Source organism: Streptomyces sp. NPDC127177 (assembly GCF_042672475.1).
Lineage (GTDB): Bacteria > Actinomycetota > Actinomycetes > Streptomycetales > Streptomycetaceae > Streptomyces.
The window spans coordinates 71,130-85,550 of record NZ_JBHXUW010000002.1 but is presented as its reverse complement, the minus strand read 5'-3'; the positions used below and the strand labels follow the sequence as shown (position 1 = coordinate 85,550).

Genomic DNA, 14,421 nt, shown 5'->3' with positions numbered 1-14,421 from the left:
CGCGGGCCCGGCCGGATCCGGTGTCCCGCCGAAGCGGGCCCGGCCACCCTCGCGGGCAGCCGGGCAGCCGGGCAGCCGGTCGGCACGGACCGGCGCTGACGCTGCGGTCAGACGCCGGCGCCGAGCACCGCGTTGACCTGCTGCGGATCACCGCAGACGATCAGCAGGGCGCCGGCGCTGCGCTGCGCGGTGGACAGTGCGCGCGCAGCGGCGTCGTCCACGGCGCCGTTGACCGCGATGATCACCACCGGCCGGTGCTTCACCCGGTCCGCGGCAGCGGCTCCGGCGAAGAACACATCGTCGCCGGCGTCGTGTTGGGCCCAGTAGGCGGCCTCGCCGAAGGACAGCTCGTGCGTCGCCCACGGGTGCTGCTCACCCGTGGTGAGCACCAGGATGTCGCCGGGCGCCCGACCGGAGTCGAGCAGCAGGTCCACCGCCTCGTCGGCGGCAGCGAGCGCGCAGTCGGCCGGGGCCGGGATCAGCTGGAGCTGCGGCGCGGAACGATTCTCCGGCGGTGCGGCCTGGGGCCGGCCGGAGGTGGAGTGCGAGCGCTGCGCCGGGGGCGCTGGCCTCGCGGGGCCGGGACCCGGGCGACCGGGGCGCGGCGTGGCCGCTGTACGCGGGCCGGGTACGGGACGAGGGGTCGACGCGGTGCGGCCGGTGGCCGGAGTGACGCGGGGACCCTGGGCGCTCTCGTGAATCTGAGGCTCCTCGGGGATGAGAGGCATGGGTGATTGTCTATCAAACGCCGACGCAGAAGACATCAGCGGGTGGGTACGTATGTGCGATCAGAAGTCGAAGCCGAGCTGGCCCCCGCTTTCCAGTGCGGCCGCCTCGGCGGAGAAGCGGACCTTCTTGAGGTGCTGCCACCTGGGCAGCGCGTCGAGATAGGACCACGAGAGGCGGTGATGGGCCGTGGGCCCACGCTCCTCGAGTGCGGCCCTGTGCACGGGGGACGGATAGCCGGCGTTCGCGGCGAACGCGAAGTCCTCGTACTCGCCGGATTCGGCGCCGAGTTCGGCCATCAGGGCGTCCCGGCGGACCTTCGCGATCACCGACGCCGCCGCGACCGCGACGCAGGACTGGTCGCCCTTGATCACCGTACGGACCTGCCAGGGGCTGCCCAGGTAGTCGTGCTTGCCGTCCAGGATCACCACGTCGGGCCGCACCGGCAGCGCCTCCAGGGCGCGGACGGCGGCGAGCCGCAGAGCGGCGGTCATCCCGAGTTCGTCGATCTCCTGCGGCGAGGCGTCGCCGAGACCGTACGCGGTGACCCAGCGCTCCAGCAGCGGCGCGAGTTCCGCGCGGCGCTTGGGGCTGATCAGCTTCGAGTCGGTGAGCCCGGCGGGCGGCTTCCGGAGACCGGTGACGGCGGCACACACGGTGACCGGTCCCGCCCACGCTCCGCGCCCGACCTCGTCGACACCGGCGACGGTCCTGGCACCGGTGGTGGCGCGCAGTGAGCGCTCGACGGTGTGCGTGGGTGGTTCATACGGCATGGCGCCAGCAAGCGTACGCCGATGCGGCCGCCGACAACACCCCGGGGCGCACGTGGACCACCGCCGGCCGGCGTCGTACGGCGGAACGGATCACGGCGCCGCTGCCGGGAGGGCTTCCGGCAGCGGCCGGCCCGAACAGTCAGTGGACAACGGCCGGTCCGAACGGTCAGTGGACAGCGGCCGGGTCGAACGGACAGCGGACAGCGGCCGGTCCAAAGGGTCAGCAGGCGCCGGAGCGGTAGAACGGCATCGCGACCTGATCGATCAGCTCGGAGATGTCGCCGTCACTCCATTCGCTGCCGCACACCTTGCTGCGATACATCATCATCGCGGGGATCACGTCGAAGGACAGCCCGCGCAGCGCTTCGGGGCGGACCTCGCCCCGTTCCACCCCGCGGCTCACCACCTCCCGGATGAGATCCGTAGACGGGCCGATCACCCCGCTGAGGATCACCGACTGGAACCGTTCGGCGGTGCTCGCATCACATTCGTGAAGGACCGACCGCAGCGCGGAACCGGACTTGGAGAGCATGGCGTCACGCAGGGTGCGGCACAGCTGGTAGAGATCGTCACGGATATTGCCGGAGTTTGGCGCATCACCGATCGACGGCAGGGCGCTGCGCAGCGCGTCCGCGACCAGATCCTCCTTGGACGACCATCGCCGGTAGACCGCCGCCTTCCCGGTCTGGGCACCGGCCGCGACCCCCTCCATCGTGAGCCCGTTCCAGCCGACCGTGCTCAGCCCCTCCAGCGCGGCATCGAGGATCGCACGCTCCAGGACGGGGCCGCGGCGGCGAAGGGACTCCACCGGCGGCCGGGCGGCGGCTGCCGATCGCGAAGTAACCATGAGCTTCTCTCCATCGAACGGATTCGGCACGCCCGCACCGGCCCTGCCGGTGCTCGGGCCCGGACAGGCGCAGCGGAACAGGGCGCGGGGGGACCGGTCGGGAGCGAGCAGTTCCCGGCCGGACGGCGGATCCGGACCCACGGCCGCACAACAGTGGATTCAGTGAACGCTTGCGTTCACTGAAGGGGATTCACTACCGTTGACGGCACAGTGAACGGATCCGTTCACTAATTCACTTGTGGGGGACCCATAGTGACAACCTCTCAGTTAGAAGCGCGGAGCGCGCCGGGCCAGGCTCGCCGGCAAGGCCGCCCGGGCATTGCCCTGACCGTCATCGCCGCCTGTCAGTTGATGGTTGTGCTCGATGCCACGATCGTCAATATCGCGCTCCCGCACATCCAGAACGCTCTGAGTTTCTCGACCACCGATCTCTCCTGGGTCCTCAGCGCCTACACCCTCACGTTCGGCGGGCTGCTGCTGCTCGGCGGCCGTGCCGGGGACATCCTCGGCCGCCGCCGGGTATTCATGGCCGGAATCCTGATCTTCACGCTGGCCTCGCTGCTCGGTGGATTCGCCCAGGAGCCCTGGCAGTTGCTCGCGGCCCGTGCACTGCAGGGCATCGGCGGCGCGATCGCCTCACCGACCTCGCTCGCCCTGATCACCACCACGTTCCCGGAAGGACCCGAGCGCAATCGCGCCTTCGGAGTCTTCGCGGCCGTCTCCGCGGGCGGCGGTGCGATCGGCCTGCTGGCGGGCGGAATGCTCACCGAATGGCTGGACTGGCGATGGGTCTTCTTCGTCAACGTGCCGATCGGCGTGCTGATCGCCGTACTGGCCCCGATCTTCATCAATGAGTCGGAGAAGCATCCTGGCCGCTTCGACATATCCGGGGCACTGACTTCGACCCTCGGCATGGCCTCGCTCGTGTACGGGTTCATCAGGGCGTCCGAGGAAGGGTGGAGCGACTCCCTCACGCTGAGTTCGTTCGGCGCCGCAGTCGTACTGCTCGCCGCGTTCGTCCTCGTCGAGATGCGCGCCAGGGAGCCGATCACCCCACTGCGGATGTTCGCCGACCGCAACCGCTCCGGAACGTACGTGATCATGCTCAGCCTGGCCGCGGCCATGCTCGGCATGTTCTTCTTCATCGTGCTGTTCGTGCAGAACGTACTGGCCTACAGCCCGATCGAATCCGGCCTGGCATTCCTGCCGGTGGCCGTCGCGATCGCCGTCGGCGCGGGCGTCTCGCAGCGGTTCCTTCCGGTGCTCGGACCGAAACCCTTCATGGTCACCGGATCGGCGCTCACCGGTGTGGGTCTCGGCTGGCTCACCCTCATATCCTCCGACAGCTCCTATCTGCCGGGAGTCCTGGGCCCGATGCTGCTGTTCGGCATCGGCATGGGGCTGAACTTCGTGACGCTCACCCTCACCGCGGTCTCGGGCGTCGCCCTGCACGAGGCGGGGGCGGCATCCAGCCTGCTCAACGCGAGCCAGCAGGTGGGCGGTTCGCTGGGGCTCTCGATCCTGGTCACGGTCTTCGGCACGGCAAGCCGCAACGAGGCGGAGAAACAGGTTCCGCAGTTCCTGGCCCAGGCGTCGCCCGGACAGAAGGCGGAGTTCGCCCGGACCCGGGAGCTGCCGGGAAGCTGGGGGCACGAGGTTCTCGCCCAGGGCATCTCCACCGCGTTCATCGCGGCGGTCGCCATGGCCGCCCTCGCCCTGCTGACCGCGGCACTGGTCATCCGGGTACGCAAGAGCGATCTGGACGCGCTCAGCGGAAGGGCGTCGGCGGGAGGACCGGCCGTGTGAGGCCACCGCCCCGCGGCAGCATCCGTACGGACGAGAGGTAACGCCCGGTGGCTGAGGCCCGTCCTGCCCGGTACCCAGGTACCCAGAGGTACCGAGGGCCCGGGACAGGCCTCACCCACCGGAACGTACGGATCGCTGCGGACCGGAATCAGCGTCAGTACGGGTCGTACGGGTCGTACACATCGCTCCCGGCGCCGCCGCGCTCGCCGCCCTCGCGTCCCGACCCCACCCCCTGGCAGTTCCGCGCCCGGGAATCGGGATCCCGGTCACCGAGGATGTCCCGGGCCCGGGCCTCACCCCAACTCGTCGCGTACCAAGGCGCGTCCGAGTCCCTCAGCGTCAGCTGGATCTCGTAGAGGGCGCAGGAGCGCAGCGGTTCCGGCAGCGTGTCCAGAGCCGGCACCGCATCGGCGGAGAGGCCGCGCAGGTACTGGAGATCGATCGAATGATCGTTGCGGTACCGCTGGACGTTCTGCTCGGCGATCAGGCCGTCCGGGGAGACCAGCCCGAAAGCGAGGACGCCGACGGCCGCGCTCGCCGCGACGGCGCGCGGAAGCATCTTCGCGCCGAACACCCCGGCCGCCAGGATCAACAGGAGGACCACGCCCAGCCACAGCTCCACCGCCGCAACGGAAATGCGCAGCCGGGTCAGACCGTACGCATCCACGTACAGATCCATGCGCCGCAGCGCTGAAGCCACGACGACGAGCGTGAGCAGACACAGCGTGCCGAGCACGGACCGTACGAGGGTACGGTCGCGTGTTCCGCCGCGCGGTGCCCAGCGCAGCGCGACCGCGATGACCAGCAGCGTGAGCAGGGTGGCCCACAGCAGCTGCCAGAAACCCTCGCGGGCGTACTGGGCGTAGCTGAGATCGGTCTCGGCCATCACCTTGTCGTATCCGCCGAGCAGCACCGTGAGCTGGATGGCGAGGAAGACGGCGAAGAGCAGGTTCAGGACGATCAGTGGCAGTGCCCATTCCAGCCGCCCGCGCGCCTTGCCCGGCCGCACGGTCACCTCGTCCCAGCGCACCGGAGCGACCGCGGTGTACGCGGCGGCGAGCGCACCGACGAGCCCGAGCGCGCCGAGGAGCATCCGCCAGGGGCCCTCCCCCACGGAAACGTCCGGGATCAGGCTGCCGAGCACGTCGGCGAAAGCGGCATCGGCGCTCGCGAAGAGCGCTCCGAAGACGATGAGCAGCACCACCGCCGCGGCCGTGGACCGGAATGCGACGCCCCAGCGCCCGCGGGAACCGGCCATCCGGTCACGTACGCCACGGGCCGCCCAGCCCAGCGATCCGGCGACGGACGCGAAGATCCCCACCGAGCCGAGGAAGATGCCGAGCCAGCTGCGGCTGCCGTGCAGCGCGAGGGAGCTCAGAGCCACGGCGGACACAACGGCGAGGAAGACCGGCCAGCCCGCGTCCCGTAGAGCCGGGACGACGAGGAGCGCGAGTCCGCCGACGGCCCAGACGGCGGTCCACGGGCGCAGCCGTCGACCGGCCGCCCGTGCGGAGAAGTAGGCCGCGAGCGCCGCGGGAACCGCCACGACGAGCAGGTTCGAGCCGATCCCGTCACCGAGCAGCAGGACGCTGAGCAGTGCGGTGGCCACGACCGACCAGAGTGTCCCGGTGGGCACCGCCACCGGATCGGCGGGCCGGAGCCGTGTGAGCACGGAGGGCGGTTGCGGGCCTGTGTGGTGCCCCCACGGGGAGGGCTGCTGCTGGGCGTGGGCCCGCTGCGCGTAGGCCGGCACCGCAGGAGGCTCCGGCACGTGATCGCGCCCGGCCGCGGCGGGTTCGCCCTCGCCCGCGACGGCCGTCCGCGGCGCGTCGGACCGCGCGGGCTTGGATATCCGCACTCCGGCCGGCGCGGGCTCCGACCGTGGGGCCGCGGCCTGCGCAGGCTCGGGCGGCGGTGGTTCCGTGGCCCCCTCGGGCCGGGGTGGTTCTGGACTGTGATCGGACAACGGGACCCCTCCCCACCGAGGTCCGCCGCGCGGCCCTGGGCAGCGCGCGCCCCCCGGCGTCTCATTCGGTGCGCGCCCGTCGTAATGATCACCGCGGGCGGCGTGGCCGAAAGAGTAACCCCCCGTTATCACCGCCGGCCGAACAGGCAGGCGCTGTGGCAGTACCGTGACAGACGGGTACGGCGCGCCGCTTCTACCGTGCCGTCCAGCCGGGAAGCTGCTCCGTCTGCGCCGTCCACTCCGCCGGGGGCGCACCCGCCCCACCTGCGGCGACCACCCCGCCGACGATCGCACAGGTCGTGTCGACGTCCCCGCCCGCCTGTGCGGTCACCCAGAAGGCCTCCTCGAAGTCGCCGAGGCTGCGGGCCGCCGACCAGAGGGCGAACGGGACGGTGTCGTGTGCGCTGGTCCGACGGCCGTTGCCGAGGACGGCGGCGACCGTGCCGGCGTCGCGGTAGTCGAGCATGTCGCGGGCCCGGCGGAGTCCGGCACCGACCGCGCTGCGCGGTACGAGCGCGATGACGCCGTCCAGGAGGTCCGCCGGCTTCGGCGGGCCGGTGGGCGAGGCCGCGAGCGAGGCGGCCGCGGCCACGGCCATCGCGCCCACAACGGCTTCCCGGTGCTGATGGGTCGTGTACGAGGAGATCTCGGCCTGGTGCGTGGCCTGCTCGGGGTCGTCCGCGTACCAGGCTCCGAGCGGCGCGATGCGCATGGAGGAGCCGTTTCCCCACGACCCCTGGCCATTGAACAGCGCGGAGGCCAGCTCCCGCCAGTCGCCGCCCTCCCGGACCAGCCTGAGCAGCCGGTTCACGGCAGGGCCGTACCCCCGGTCGAAGTCGTGGTGCTCCGCGAAGGAGCGGGCGAGTGCGTCCTGGTCGATCCGGTCGTGCTCCCGGAGCACGGACAGTACGGAACAGGCCATCTCGGTGTCGTCGGTCCACTGCCAGGGTCCCGGGGGCAGGGAGCGGTCCTTCAGGAGCGGATAGTTGGCGGGCACGAAGAACTGGGAGCCCAGGGCGTCTCCCACGGAGAGGCCGCGCAGGCTGGCAAGGGCGCGGTCGAAGCGCTGGTCGGAAGCCGATTCGGTCATCGCTTCCACTCTATCCGGTGATGCCGTACGGCTCAGGGGTACGCCAGCGCTCGAACGGCCGGTCAAGGGTGTAGCGCCCGTCCGTGCCCAGCACCAGCGTGCGGGACTCCCCGTTGTCAGGATTCGAAAGAGATTCGAATTCGGCGACGGACCAGTGGAACCATCGCATGCAGAACAGCCGCATGGTCAGACCGTGCGTGACCAGCAGGACGTTGGGCGGGTGGTCCGGGGCCTCGAAACTCCGGTACAGGCTCTCCAGGAACGCTCCCACCCGGTCGTACACATCCGCTCCGGACTCGCCCTGCGCGAAGCGGTAGAAGAAGTGCCCGTAGGCATCCCGGTAGGCCTTCTGCAGCCGGACGTCGTCGCGGTCCTGCCAGTTCCCCCAGTCCTGCTCGCGCAGCCGCGGTTCCTCCCGGACCCGCACGGTCTCGTGGTCCAGGCCGAAGGACCTGAAGGTCTCGTGCGTACGGCGATAGGGCGATACGTACACGCTGACCCGCTCGCCGCCGAAGAGCTCACGCAGCCGCACGCCCGTCTCGCGGGCCTGCCGCAGCCCTGTCGCGGTGAGCCTCAGCGCATGGTCGGGCTCGCGCTCGTACACCGTGTCGTCGGCATTGCCCTCGGACTCGCCGTGGCGGACGAGGACAATGCGTTGCGGTCGTGCCATGTACCGACCCTAGATCGAGTCGCCGCCGTTCGAGCAGTTGTCCGGATCTCGACCCTCGCATGTCGCGGTCGAATCGCCGCCGGGCCGCGCTCTCACACCGTCCAGGACGGTTCGAGTTGCACGACGTCACCGGCGAGGGCCGCGACATCGTCCTCGGTCTGCGCCCGCTGCGAGAGCCGCTCGACGCTCCCCGCCCGGTACTTGCCCCGTTCGGCGCTCGACTGCCACATGGAAAGGACCAGGAACTCATGGCCGGGCGCCTCTCCGAACACCCCTCGCAGCATCCCGGGCGATCCGGCCATCGCCGGATTCCACACCCTCTGCTGCATGAGCGCGAAATGCTCCACCCGGTCCTCGTGCACCCGGCTGTGGGCCACCCTGAGGACGTCCGCGTCGGTGAACGCAGGTTCGAAACCGGTCTTCACGTCGAAGCGGTACTCGAACAGCTTGACCTGTATGTCGTTGCACGTACCGGACTGCGCGGCGGCCAGGGCATCGTGCCCGCGCGCCATGAACGAGTCGTAGAAGACCCGGTTCTCCCAGAACGCGAAGACATGCGCCACCTCCGGCCGGCCACGGCTCCAGCCGCCGCCCTGGCCCCTGAACCCCGGCTCACCCAGCAGCCCCGCCCATTTCCGCTGCCCACGCTCGAAACCTCGACGGTCCACCACACTGCAGCGAATCCACTTGACCAGCACGGCCCCATCGTACGGGTGCCGGACGTGGCGCGGGTCACGCTCCGCAGGAGTGGGTGGCGCACAACCGTCCCTGCCCCGACCGCATGGAGAACAACCACCCCGTACGTCACCGGGGCGCCGCGCGGCCAGTGGCCCGATTCAGCCGTCCGCACCCAAGGCGGTTGGTTCCACGGGCGGTTACGGACATGATCGGGTGACAGAACCGGAGCGACGGCCCCGCGCTCGAAGGAGGCAGGTTCGATGAGCACGCCCAACAAGGACATCGACAAGGTCGAGGTCAGACTCAAGTGGGACCCCAGTTCTCAGGGCGAGCCCCCCAACGACCTCGACATCATCGCGGCGACCTATGCGGCGGAGGAGCCGTACGGCAGCCCCGCGTACCTCGTGCACTTCGACAGCCGCGCACCCGACGGCACGATCACGCTGAACCGTGACAGCCGGACGGGTCAGGGCCTGGGCTTCGACGAGGTGATGACGCTGGAACTGGACCGGCTCTCGGAGTCGTACACCAGGGTGGTCGTCGGTGTGGCCATTCAGCAGCGCGACGGCCGCAAGACCTTCGCCGAGGTGGAGAACACCGAGGTGCAGATACTCGAGGGCTACAACAGCCTTTCCGAGGACGACTTCTCGACGGTCCCGACCGCGACCGCGGCGGTCGTCGCCGAGTTCGTCCGGGATTCCACGGGCGTCTGGCGGTTCCACGACACGGTGCGGGGCTTCGACGGGGACGCCGACGCGTTCGCCGCGACGATGGGAGCCCGCCCGCCCGGAGCGTGACGCTCCGGATACGGGACGGGGCGGGAAGGTCTCCGATGAGACCTTCCCGCCCCGCGGCCGCCGGCCGCTCAGCCGTTGTGCTTCAGGCCGCCGGGATCAGCTGCAGCCGCTGGTCGAGCCGCAGCCCTCGCAGATGTAGCAGGAGCCGGCGCGCTGCATCTTCGTGCCGCAGGAGAAGCAGAGCGGGGCGTCCGCGCTGATGCCCAGCTGCATCTCGACGAGCTCCGCCGAGGTGTGCGCCGTCTTCGGGGCCGGGGTACCGGCCTCCTTCACGGGTGCCACCGCCTTCAGCGGCTCCGTACGCACGGGAGCTGCCGGGGTCAGACTCTCGGCGGCCAGCTGCTCCTCCTCGAACGACGGCTCGTAGGAGCCGGTGTCGAGGTGGCGCTGACGCTCCTCGGCGGAGTGAATGCCGAGGGCCGAGCGGGTCTCGAAGGGCAGGAAGTCCAGCGCCAGACGACGGAAGATGTAGTCGACGATCGACTGCGCCATCCGCACGTCCGGGTCATCCGTCATACCGGCCGGCTCGAAGCGCATGTTGGTGAACTTCGAGACGTACGTCTCCAGCGGGACGCCGTACTGCAGACCGACCGAGACTGCGATGGAGAAGGCGTCCATCATGCCCGCGAGGGTCGAGCCCTGCTTGGACATCTTGAGGAAGACCTCGCCGAGACCGTCGTCCGGGTAGGAGTTGGCGGTCATGTAACCCTCGGCGCCGCCCACCGTGAAGGAGGTGGTGATGCCGGGACGGCCCTTGGGCAGGCGCTTGCGGACCGGACGGTACTCGACGACCTTCTCGACCGCGGTACGGATGGTGTCCTCGGCCTTGGCCGTGACCTCGTCCTTCTTCTCCTCCCACTTCTTGGTGGAGAGGGGCTGGCCGACCTTGCAGTTGTCGCGGTAGATCGCGAGCGCCTTGACGCCCAGCTTCCACGCCTCGAAGTAGACCTCCTCGACGTCCTCGACGGTGGCCGTCTCCGGCAGGTTCACCGTCTTGGAGAGCGCGCCGGAGATCCACGGCTGGATGGCCGCCATCATGCGCACGTGGCCCATCGCGGAGATGGAACGCTCGCCCATCGCGCAGTCGAAGACCTCGTAGTGCTCGCTCTTCAGGCCGGGGGCGTCAATCACGTTGCCGTTCTCGGCGATGTGATCGACGATCGCCTCGATCTGCTCCTCCTGGTAGCCCATGCGACGCAGGGCCTGCGGGACGGTGCCGTTGACGATCTGCATCGAGCCGCCGCCGACCAGCTTCTTGAACTTGACCAGGGCGAGGTCGGGCTCGAGGCCGGTGGTGTCGCAGGACATCGCGAGACCGATGGTGCCGGTGGGGGCGATGACCGAGGCCTGCGCGTTGCGGAACCCGTTCTTCGCGCCGAGGCGGATGACGTCCTGCCAGGCCTCCGTGGCGGCGGCCCAGATCGGGTTGTCCAGGTCGTCCGCGTGCACGGCCACCGCGTTGGCGTCGGCGTGCTGCTTCATGACGCGCTGGTGCGGCGTGGCGTTGCGGGCGTAGCCGTCGTACGGGCCGACGACCGCGGCCAGCTCGGCGGAGCGGCGGTACGAGGTGCCGGTCATCAGCGAGGTGATGGCTCCGGCGAGCGCGCGGCCGCCGTCGCTGTCGTACGCGTGGCCGGTCGCCATCAGCAGAGCGCCGAGGTTGGCGTAGCCGATGCCGAGCTGGCGGAACGCGCGGGTGTTCTCACCGATCTTCTCGGTCGGGAAGTCGGCGAAGCAGATGGAGATGTCCATCGCCGTGATGACCAGCTCGACGACCTTGGCGAAGCGCTCGGACTCGAAGGACTGGTTGCCCTTGCCGTCGTCCTTGAGGAACTTCATCAGGTTCAGCGAGGCCAGGTTGCACGAGGTGTTGTCCAGGTGCATGTACTCGCTGCACGGGTTCGAGCCGTTGATCCGGCCGGACTCGGGGCAGGTGTGCCACTGGTTGATCGTGTCGTCGTACTGGATGCCCGGGTCGGCACAGGCCCAGGCGGCCTCGGCCATCTTGCGGAAGAGGGACTTGGCCTCGACCTCTTCGATGACGTCACCGGTCATCCGGGCGCGGAGCCCGAACTTCCCGCCGGACTCGACGGCTTTCATGAACTCGTCGTTCACCCGGACCGAGTTGTTCGCGTTCTGGTACTGGACGGACGTGATGTCGTCGCCGCCCAGGTCCATGTCGAAGCCCGCGTCGCGCAGGGCGCGGATCTTCTCCTCCTCCTTCACCTTGGTCTCGATGAAGTTCTCGATGTCGGGGTGGTCGACGTCGAGGATGACCATCTTGGCCGCACGGCGGGTGGCGCCACCGGACTTGATCGTTCCGGCGGACGCGTCGGCGCCACGCATGAAGGAGACCGGGCCGGAGGCGTTGCCGCCGGAGGAGAGGAGCTCCTTGGAGGAGCGGATACGGGAGAGGTTCAGGCCGGCGCCCGAGCCGCCCTTGAAGATCATCCCCTCTTCCTTGTACCAGTCGAGGATCGACTCCATGGAGTCGTCGACGGCCAGGATGAAGCAGGCGGAGACCTGCTGCGGCTGGGGCGTGCCCACGTTGAACCAGACCGGCGAGTTGAAGCTGAAGATCTGGTGCAGGAGGGCGTACGCCAGCTCGTGCTCGAAGATCTCCGCGTCCGCAGGAGAGGTGAAGTAGTTGAAGTCCTCGCCGGCCTTCCGGTAGGTCTTCACGATCCGGTCGATGAGCTGTCGGAGACCGGTCTCCCGCTGCGGGGTGCCCACGGCACCGCGGAAGTACTTGCTGGTGACGATGTTGACCGCGTTCACCGACCAGAAGTCGGGGAACTCGACGCCACGCTGCTCGAAGTTGATCGAGCCGTCGCGCCAATTGGTCATGACGACGTCACGGCGCTCCCACGACACCTCGTCGTACGGATGCACGCCGGGGGTGGTGTGGATGCGCTCGATACGCAGGCCCTGCTTGGTCGCAGTCGACTTGGTTCCCTTACCTCGGGAACCTCGTGCCGGGCCGCTCGCCGTCTCTGTCATGCCGCCTCCCATATATGGGCAAAAACGCCCTGAAGTGCCGAGAACTTCCCCGAGCACAGTCTGTGTCTGGTACTTCGGACGCCGCGCAGGGCATCCGGAGCAGGTCTGTGGTGCCGCCCGGCCACGGGTCCGCGGACCCGTGGCGAGCGGACGGTGCCGCTCAGTCGGCGGCGACGACGGGAACGGGGACCTCGAGGGTCTCGCCGGTCCCGCTTCCTTCCGCGAGAGGCCGCTGTTCGCGGAGTTCCACGATCGCGGCCTCGAAGTCTTCGAGGCTGTTGAACGCCCGGTACACGGACGCGAACCGCAGGTAGGCGACCAGGTCGAGTTCCTGCAGGGGGCCGAGGATGGCCAGCCCGACGTCGTGCGTCGTCAGCTCGGCGCTGCCGGTGGCGCGCACCGCCTCCTCGACCCGCTGGCCGAGCTTGGCGAGGGCGTCCTCGGTGACCGGCCGCCCCTGGCACGCCTTGCGCACGCCGGAAATGACCTTGGTGCGGCTGAAGGGCTCGGTCACGCCGCTGCGCTTCACCACCATGAGCGAGCAGGTCTCCACCGTCGTGAAACGGCGGGAACAGTCGGGGCACTGACGGCGTCGGCGGATCGAGGTCCCGTCGTCGGTGGTGCGACTGTCGACGACCCGGCTGTCGGGGTGCCTGCAGAAGGGGCAGTGCATGGCTCCCAACCCTCCTTCACAGCACGACTGAATGGCCTCACCGGGCCCCGCGAGGGGCCTTCGAAAGCAGTCTCAAGCATAGGCGATGACCGCACCCCCGACAGACGGGGACCACAACTTCTGGGCGGCTGGAACAATCCAACCACTAGATCTTGGGTTTGGCCGCGCATTTGGCCCTACCGCGTGTCGCGCGGCCCGGGCGGCCGGAAGGCAGCGTACGACCGAGCAAGAGGGTACGGGAAGCATGCTGCCGCACCGATCGCGGGGCGGCGGCCCGCGGAGCGCGGGAGAGGCCGGACCGCGACCCCGGGCGGCGTCGTCGCAGCCGCGGACGCTAGCGTAATGATCCGAATTGCCGTTCGACCCAACAGCGGACAGCCCACCTCCCGGCTCCGCTCATACACCCAGCAGTGAACCCCCAGCGGGCTTTTATTTGTTTTTCACTCGAACGTGTGTTTGGCGCAACCTTTCGAAAGCTACTACCGTTGTGCAGCTAGGGAGACCATTCGAGAGGGGCCGACGTGACCACCACCGCAGACAGTGCCATCATCACTGCCCAGGACCGCTCCCAGAGCCGACTCGAGCCGGTGCATGCCATGAATGACTCAGTCACGAACACGGAGGGGCCGGAGCCCGCGCGCCCAGCGCGCTCGCTGCCCGGACGACCTCCTGGAATCCGGGCGGACAGCTCGGGGCTCACGGACCGGCAGCGGCGAGTGATCGAGGTCATCCGGGATTCCGTGCAGCGGCGGGGATACCCGCCGTCGATGCGGGAGATCGGTCAGGCGGTGGGTCTGTCCAGTACGTCCTCCGTCGCGCACCAGCTCATGGCCCTGGAGCGCAAGGGCTTCCTGCGCCGAGACCCTCACCGCCCCCGGGCGTACGAGGTGCGCGGTTCGGACCAGCCCAGCACACAGCCCACCGACACCACGGGAAAGCCCGCGGCGTCGTATGTGCCACTGGTCGGCCGGATCGCTGCCGGTGGTCCGATCCTCGCCGAGGAATCCGTCGAGGACGTCTTTCCGCTCCCCCGCCAACTGGTCGGTGACGGAGAGCTCTTCGTGCTGAAGGTCGTCGGCGACTCGATGATCGAAGCGGCGATCTGCGACGGCGACTGGGTCACCGTACGGCGCCAGCCCGTGGCGGAGAACGGCGACATCGTGGCCGCGATGCTGGAGGGCGAGGCCACGGTCAAGCGCTTCAAGCGGGAGGACGGCCATGTGTGGCTGCTCCCCCACAACTCCGCGTACCAGCCGATCCCCGGCGACGAGGCGACGATCCTCGGCAAGGTCGTGGCGGTGCTGCGGCGGGTGTGACCGCCTCTGCTGCTTCGGCGGGGCCCCGGGACCGGCTTGCACCGGCCCCGGGGCCCCGTTCGTGCGAACGGGGCCCGTC

The 14,421-nt window shown here is 69.6% G+C and carries 12 protein-coding genes; 3 read left to right on the top strand and 9 right to left on the bottom strand.

From position 1 onward, the window contains the following. Nucleotides 1–107 precede the first annotated feature (107 nt). The 3 genes from ACFVJX_RS02765 to ACFVJX_RS02755 form a co-directional block, all read right to left on the bottom strand. Entirely contained in the window at nt 108–728 is a 621-nt protein-coding gene (locus ACFVJX_RS02765; protein WP_384134604.1) for a hypothetical protein, read from the bottom strand. A 60-nt stretch (nt 729–788) separates the two neighbouring features. Further along, nucleotides 789–1,499 carry a ribonuclease HII gene (locus tag ACFVJX_RS02760; protein ID WP_384134601.1) on the bottom strand — a complete coding sequence of 237 codons (711 nt, stop codon included), beginning with the start codon at nt 1,497–1,499 and terminating at the stop codon, nt 789–791. A gap of 220 nt (nt 1,500–1,719) precedes the next feature. Further along, entirely contained in the window at nt 1,720–2,346 is a 627-nt protein-coding gene (locus ACFVJX_RS02755) for a TetR/AcrR family transcriptional regulator (RefSeq protein ID WP_384134598.1), read from the bottom strand. 252 nt (nt 2,347–2,598) lie between these two features. On the opposite strand from ACFVJX_RS02755, the gene ACFVJX_RS02750 reads away from it, so the two are divergent. Then, nucleotides 2,599–4,152 (top strand): MFS transporter, encoded by a 1,554-nt coding sequence (locus tag ACFVJX_RS02750; protein ID WP_384134594.1) that lies wholly within the window; start codon nt 2,599–2,601, stop codon nt 4,150–4,152. Nucleotides 4,153–4,306: 154 nt separating this feature from the next. Here ACFVJX_RS02750 and ACFVJX_RS02745 read toward each other — a convergent pair whose 3' ends face one another. From ACFVJX_RS02745 to ACFVJX_RS02730, 4 genes are all read right to left on the bottom strand, one after another. Beyond that, nucleotides 4,307–5,824 (bottom strand): DUF4153 domain-containing protein, encoded by a 1,518-nt coding sequence (locus ACFVJX_RS02745; protein ID WP_384134632.1) that lies wholly within the window; start codon nt 5,822–5,824, stop codon nt 4,307–4,309. 487 nt (nt 5,825–6,311) lie between these two features. After that, nucleotides 6,312–7,208 (bottom strand): ADP-ribosylglycohydrolase family protein, encoded by an 897-nt coding sequence (locus ACFVJX_RS02740; RefSeq protein WP_384134591.1) that lies wholly within the window; start codon nt 7,206–7,208, stop codon nt 6,312–6,314. 10 nt (nt 7,209–7,218) lie between these two features. Further along, nucleotides 7,219–7,878: a histidine phosphatase family protein gene (locus ACFVJX_RS02735; RefSeq protein ID WP_384134588.1), complete on the bottom strand. Its 660-nt coding sequence runs from the start codon at nt 7,876–7,878 to the stop codon at nt 7,219–7,221. 92 nt (nt 7,879–7,970) lie between these two features. After that, nucleotides 7,971–8,576, bottom strand: a complete 606-nt coding sequence (locus ACFVJX_RS02730) for a YdbC family protein (RefSeq protein WP_384134585.1) — start codon at nt 8,574–8,576, stop codon at nt 7,971–7,973. Nucleotides 8,577–8,816: 240 nt separating this feature from the next. On the opposite strand from ACFVJX_RS02730, the gene ACFVJX_RS02725 reads away from it, so the two are divergent. Beyond that, the gene (locus tag ACFVJX_RS02725) at nt 8,817–9,353 is read left to right on the top strand and encodes a TerD family protein (protein ID WP_384134583.1); all 537 of its coding nucleotides are present in this window, start codon (nt 8,817–8,819) and stop codon (nt 9,351–9,353) included. A 96-nt stretch (nt 9,354–9,449) separates the two neighbouring features. Here ACFVJX_RS02725 and ACFVJX_RS02720 read toward each other — a convergent pair whose 3' ends face one another. Together ACFVJX_RS02720 and nrdR are read right to left on the bottom strand one after the other, a co-directional pair. After that, on the bottom strand, nt 9,450–12,353 hold the full coding sequence (locus ACFVJX_RS02720; RefSeq protein ID WP_384134579.1) for a vitamin B12-dependent ribonucleotide reductase: 2,904 nt from the start codon (nt 12,351–12,353) through the stop codon (nt 9,450–9,452). 160 nt (nt 12,354–12,513) lie between these two features. Further along, nucleotides 12,514–13,026 carry a transcriptional regulator NrdR gene (gene nrdR / locus ACFVJX_RS02715; protein WP_384134576.1) on the bottom strand — a complete coding sequence of 171 codons (513 nt, stop codon included), beginning with the start codon at nt 13,024–13,026 and terminating at the stop codon, nt 12,514–12,516. A 521-nt stretch (nt 13,027–13,547) separates the two neighbouring features. On the opposite strand from nrdR, the gene lexA reads away from it, so the two are divergent. After that, the gene (gene lexA / locus ACFVJX_RS02710; protein WP_123462787.1) at nt 13,548–14,342 is read left to right on the top strand and encodes a transcriptional repressor LexA; all 795 of its coding nucleotides are present in this window, start codon (nt 13,548–13,550) and stop codon (nt 14,340–14,342) included. The last annotated feature ends 79 nt before the right edge of the window (nt 14,343–14,421 follow it).

Coding starts and splice junctions, on each gene's coding strand:
- ACFVJX_RS02760 (WP_384134601.1), bottom strand. CDS start 1,499: ATGCCGTATGAACCACCCACGCACACCGTCGAGCGCTCACTGCGCGCC.
- ACFVJX_RS02765 (WP_384134604.1), bottom strand. CDS start 728: ATGCCTCTCATCCCCGAGGAGCCTCAGATTCACGAGAGCGCCCAGGGT.
- ACFVJX_RS02720 (WP_384134579.1), bottom strand. CDS start 12,353: ATGACAGAGACGGCGAGCGGCCCGGCACGAGGTTCCCGAGGTAAGGGA.
- ACFVJX_RS02740 (WP_384134591.1), bottom strand. CDS start 7,208: ATGACCGAATCGGCTTCCGACCAGCGCTTCGACCGCGCCCTTGCCAGC.
- nrdR (WP_384134576.1), bottom strand. CDS start 13,026: ATGCACTGCCCCTTCTGCAGGCACCCCGACAGCCGGGTCGTCGACAGT.
- ACFVJX_RS02755 (WP_384134598.1), bottom strand. CDS start 2,346: ATGGTTACTTCGCGATCGGCAGCCGCCGCCCGGCCGCCGGTGGAGTCC.
- ACFVJX_RS02725 (WP_384134583.1), top strand. CDS start 8,817: ATGAGCACGCCCAACAAGGACATCGACAAGGTCGAGGTCAGACTCAAG.
- ACFVJX_RS02735 (WP_384134588.1), bottom strand. CDS start 7,878: ATGGCACGACCGCAACGCATTGTCCTCGTCCGCCACGGCGAGTCCGAG.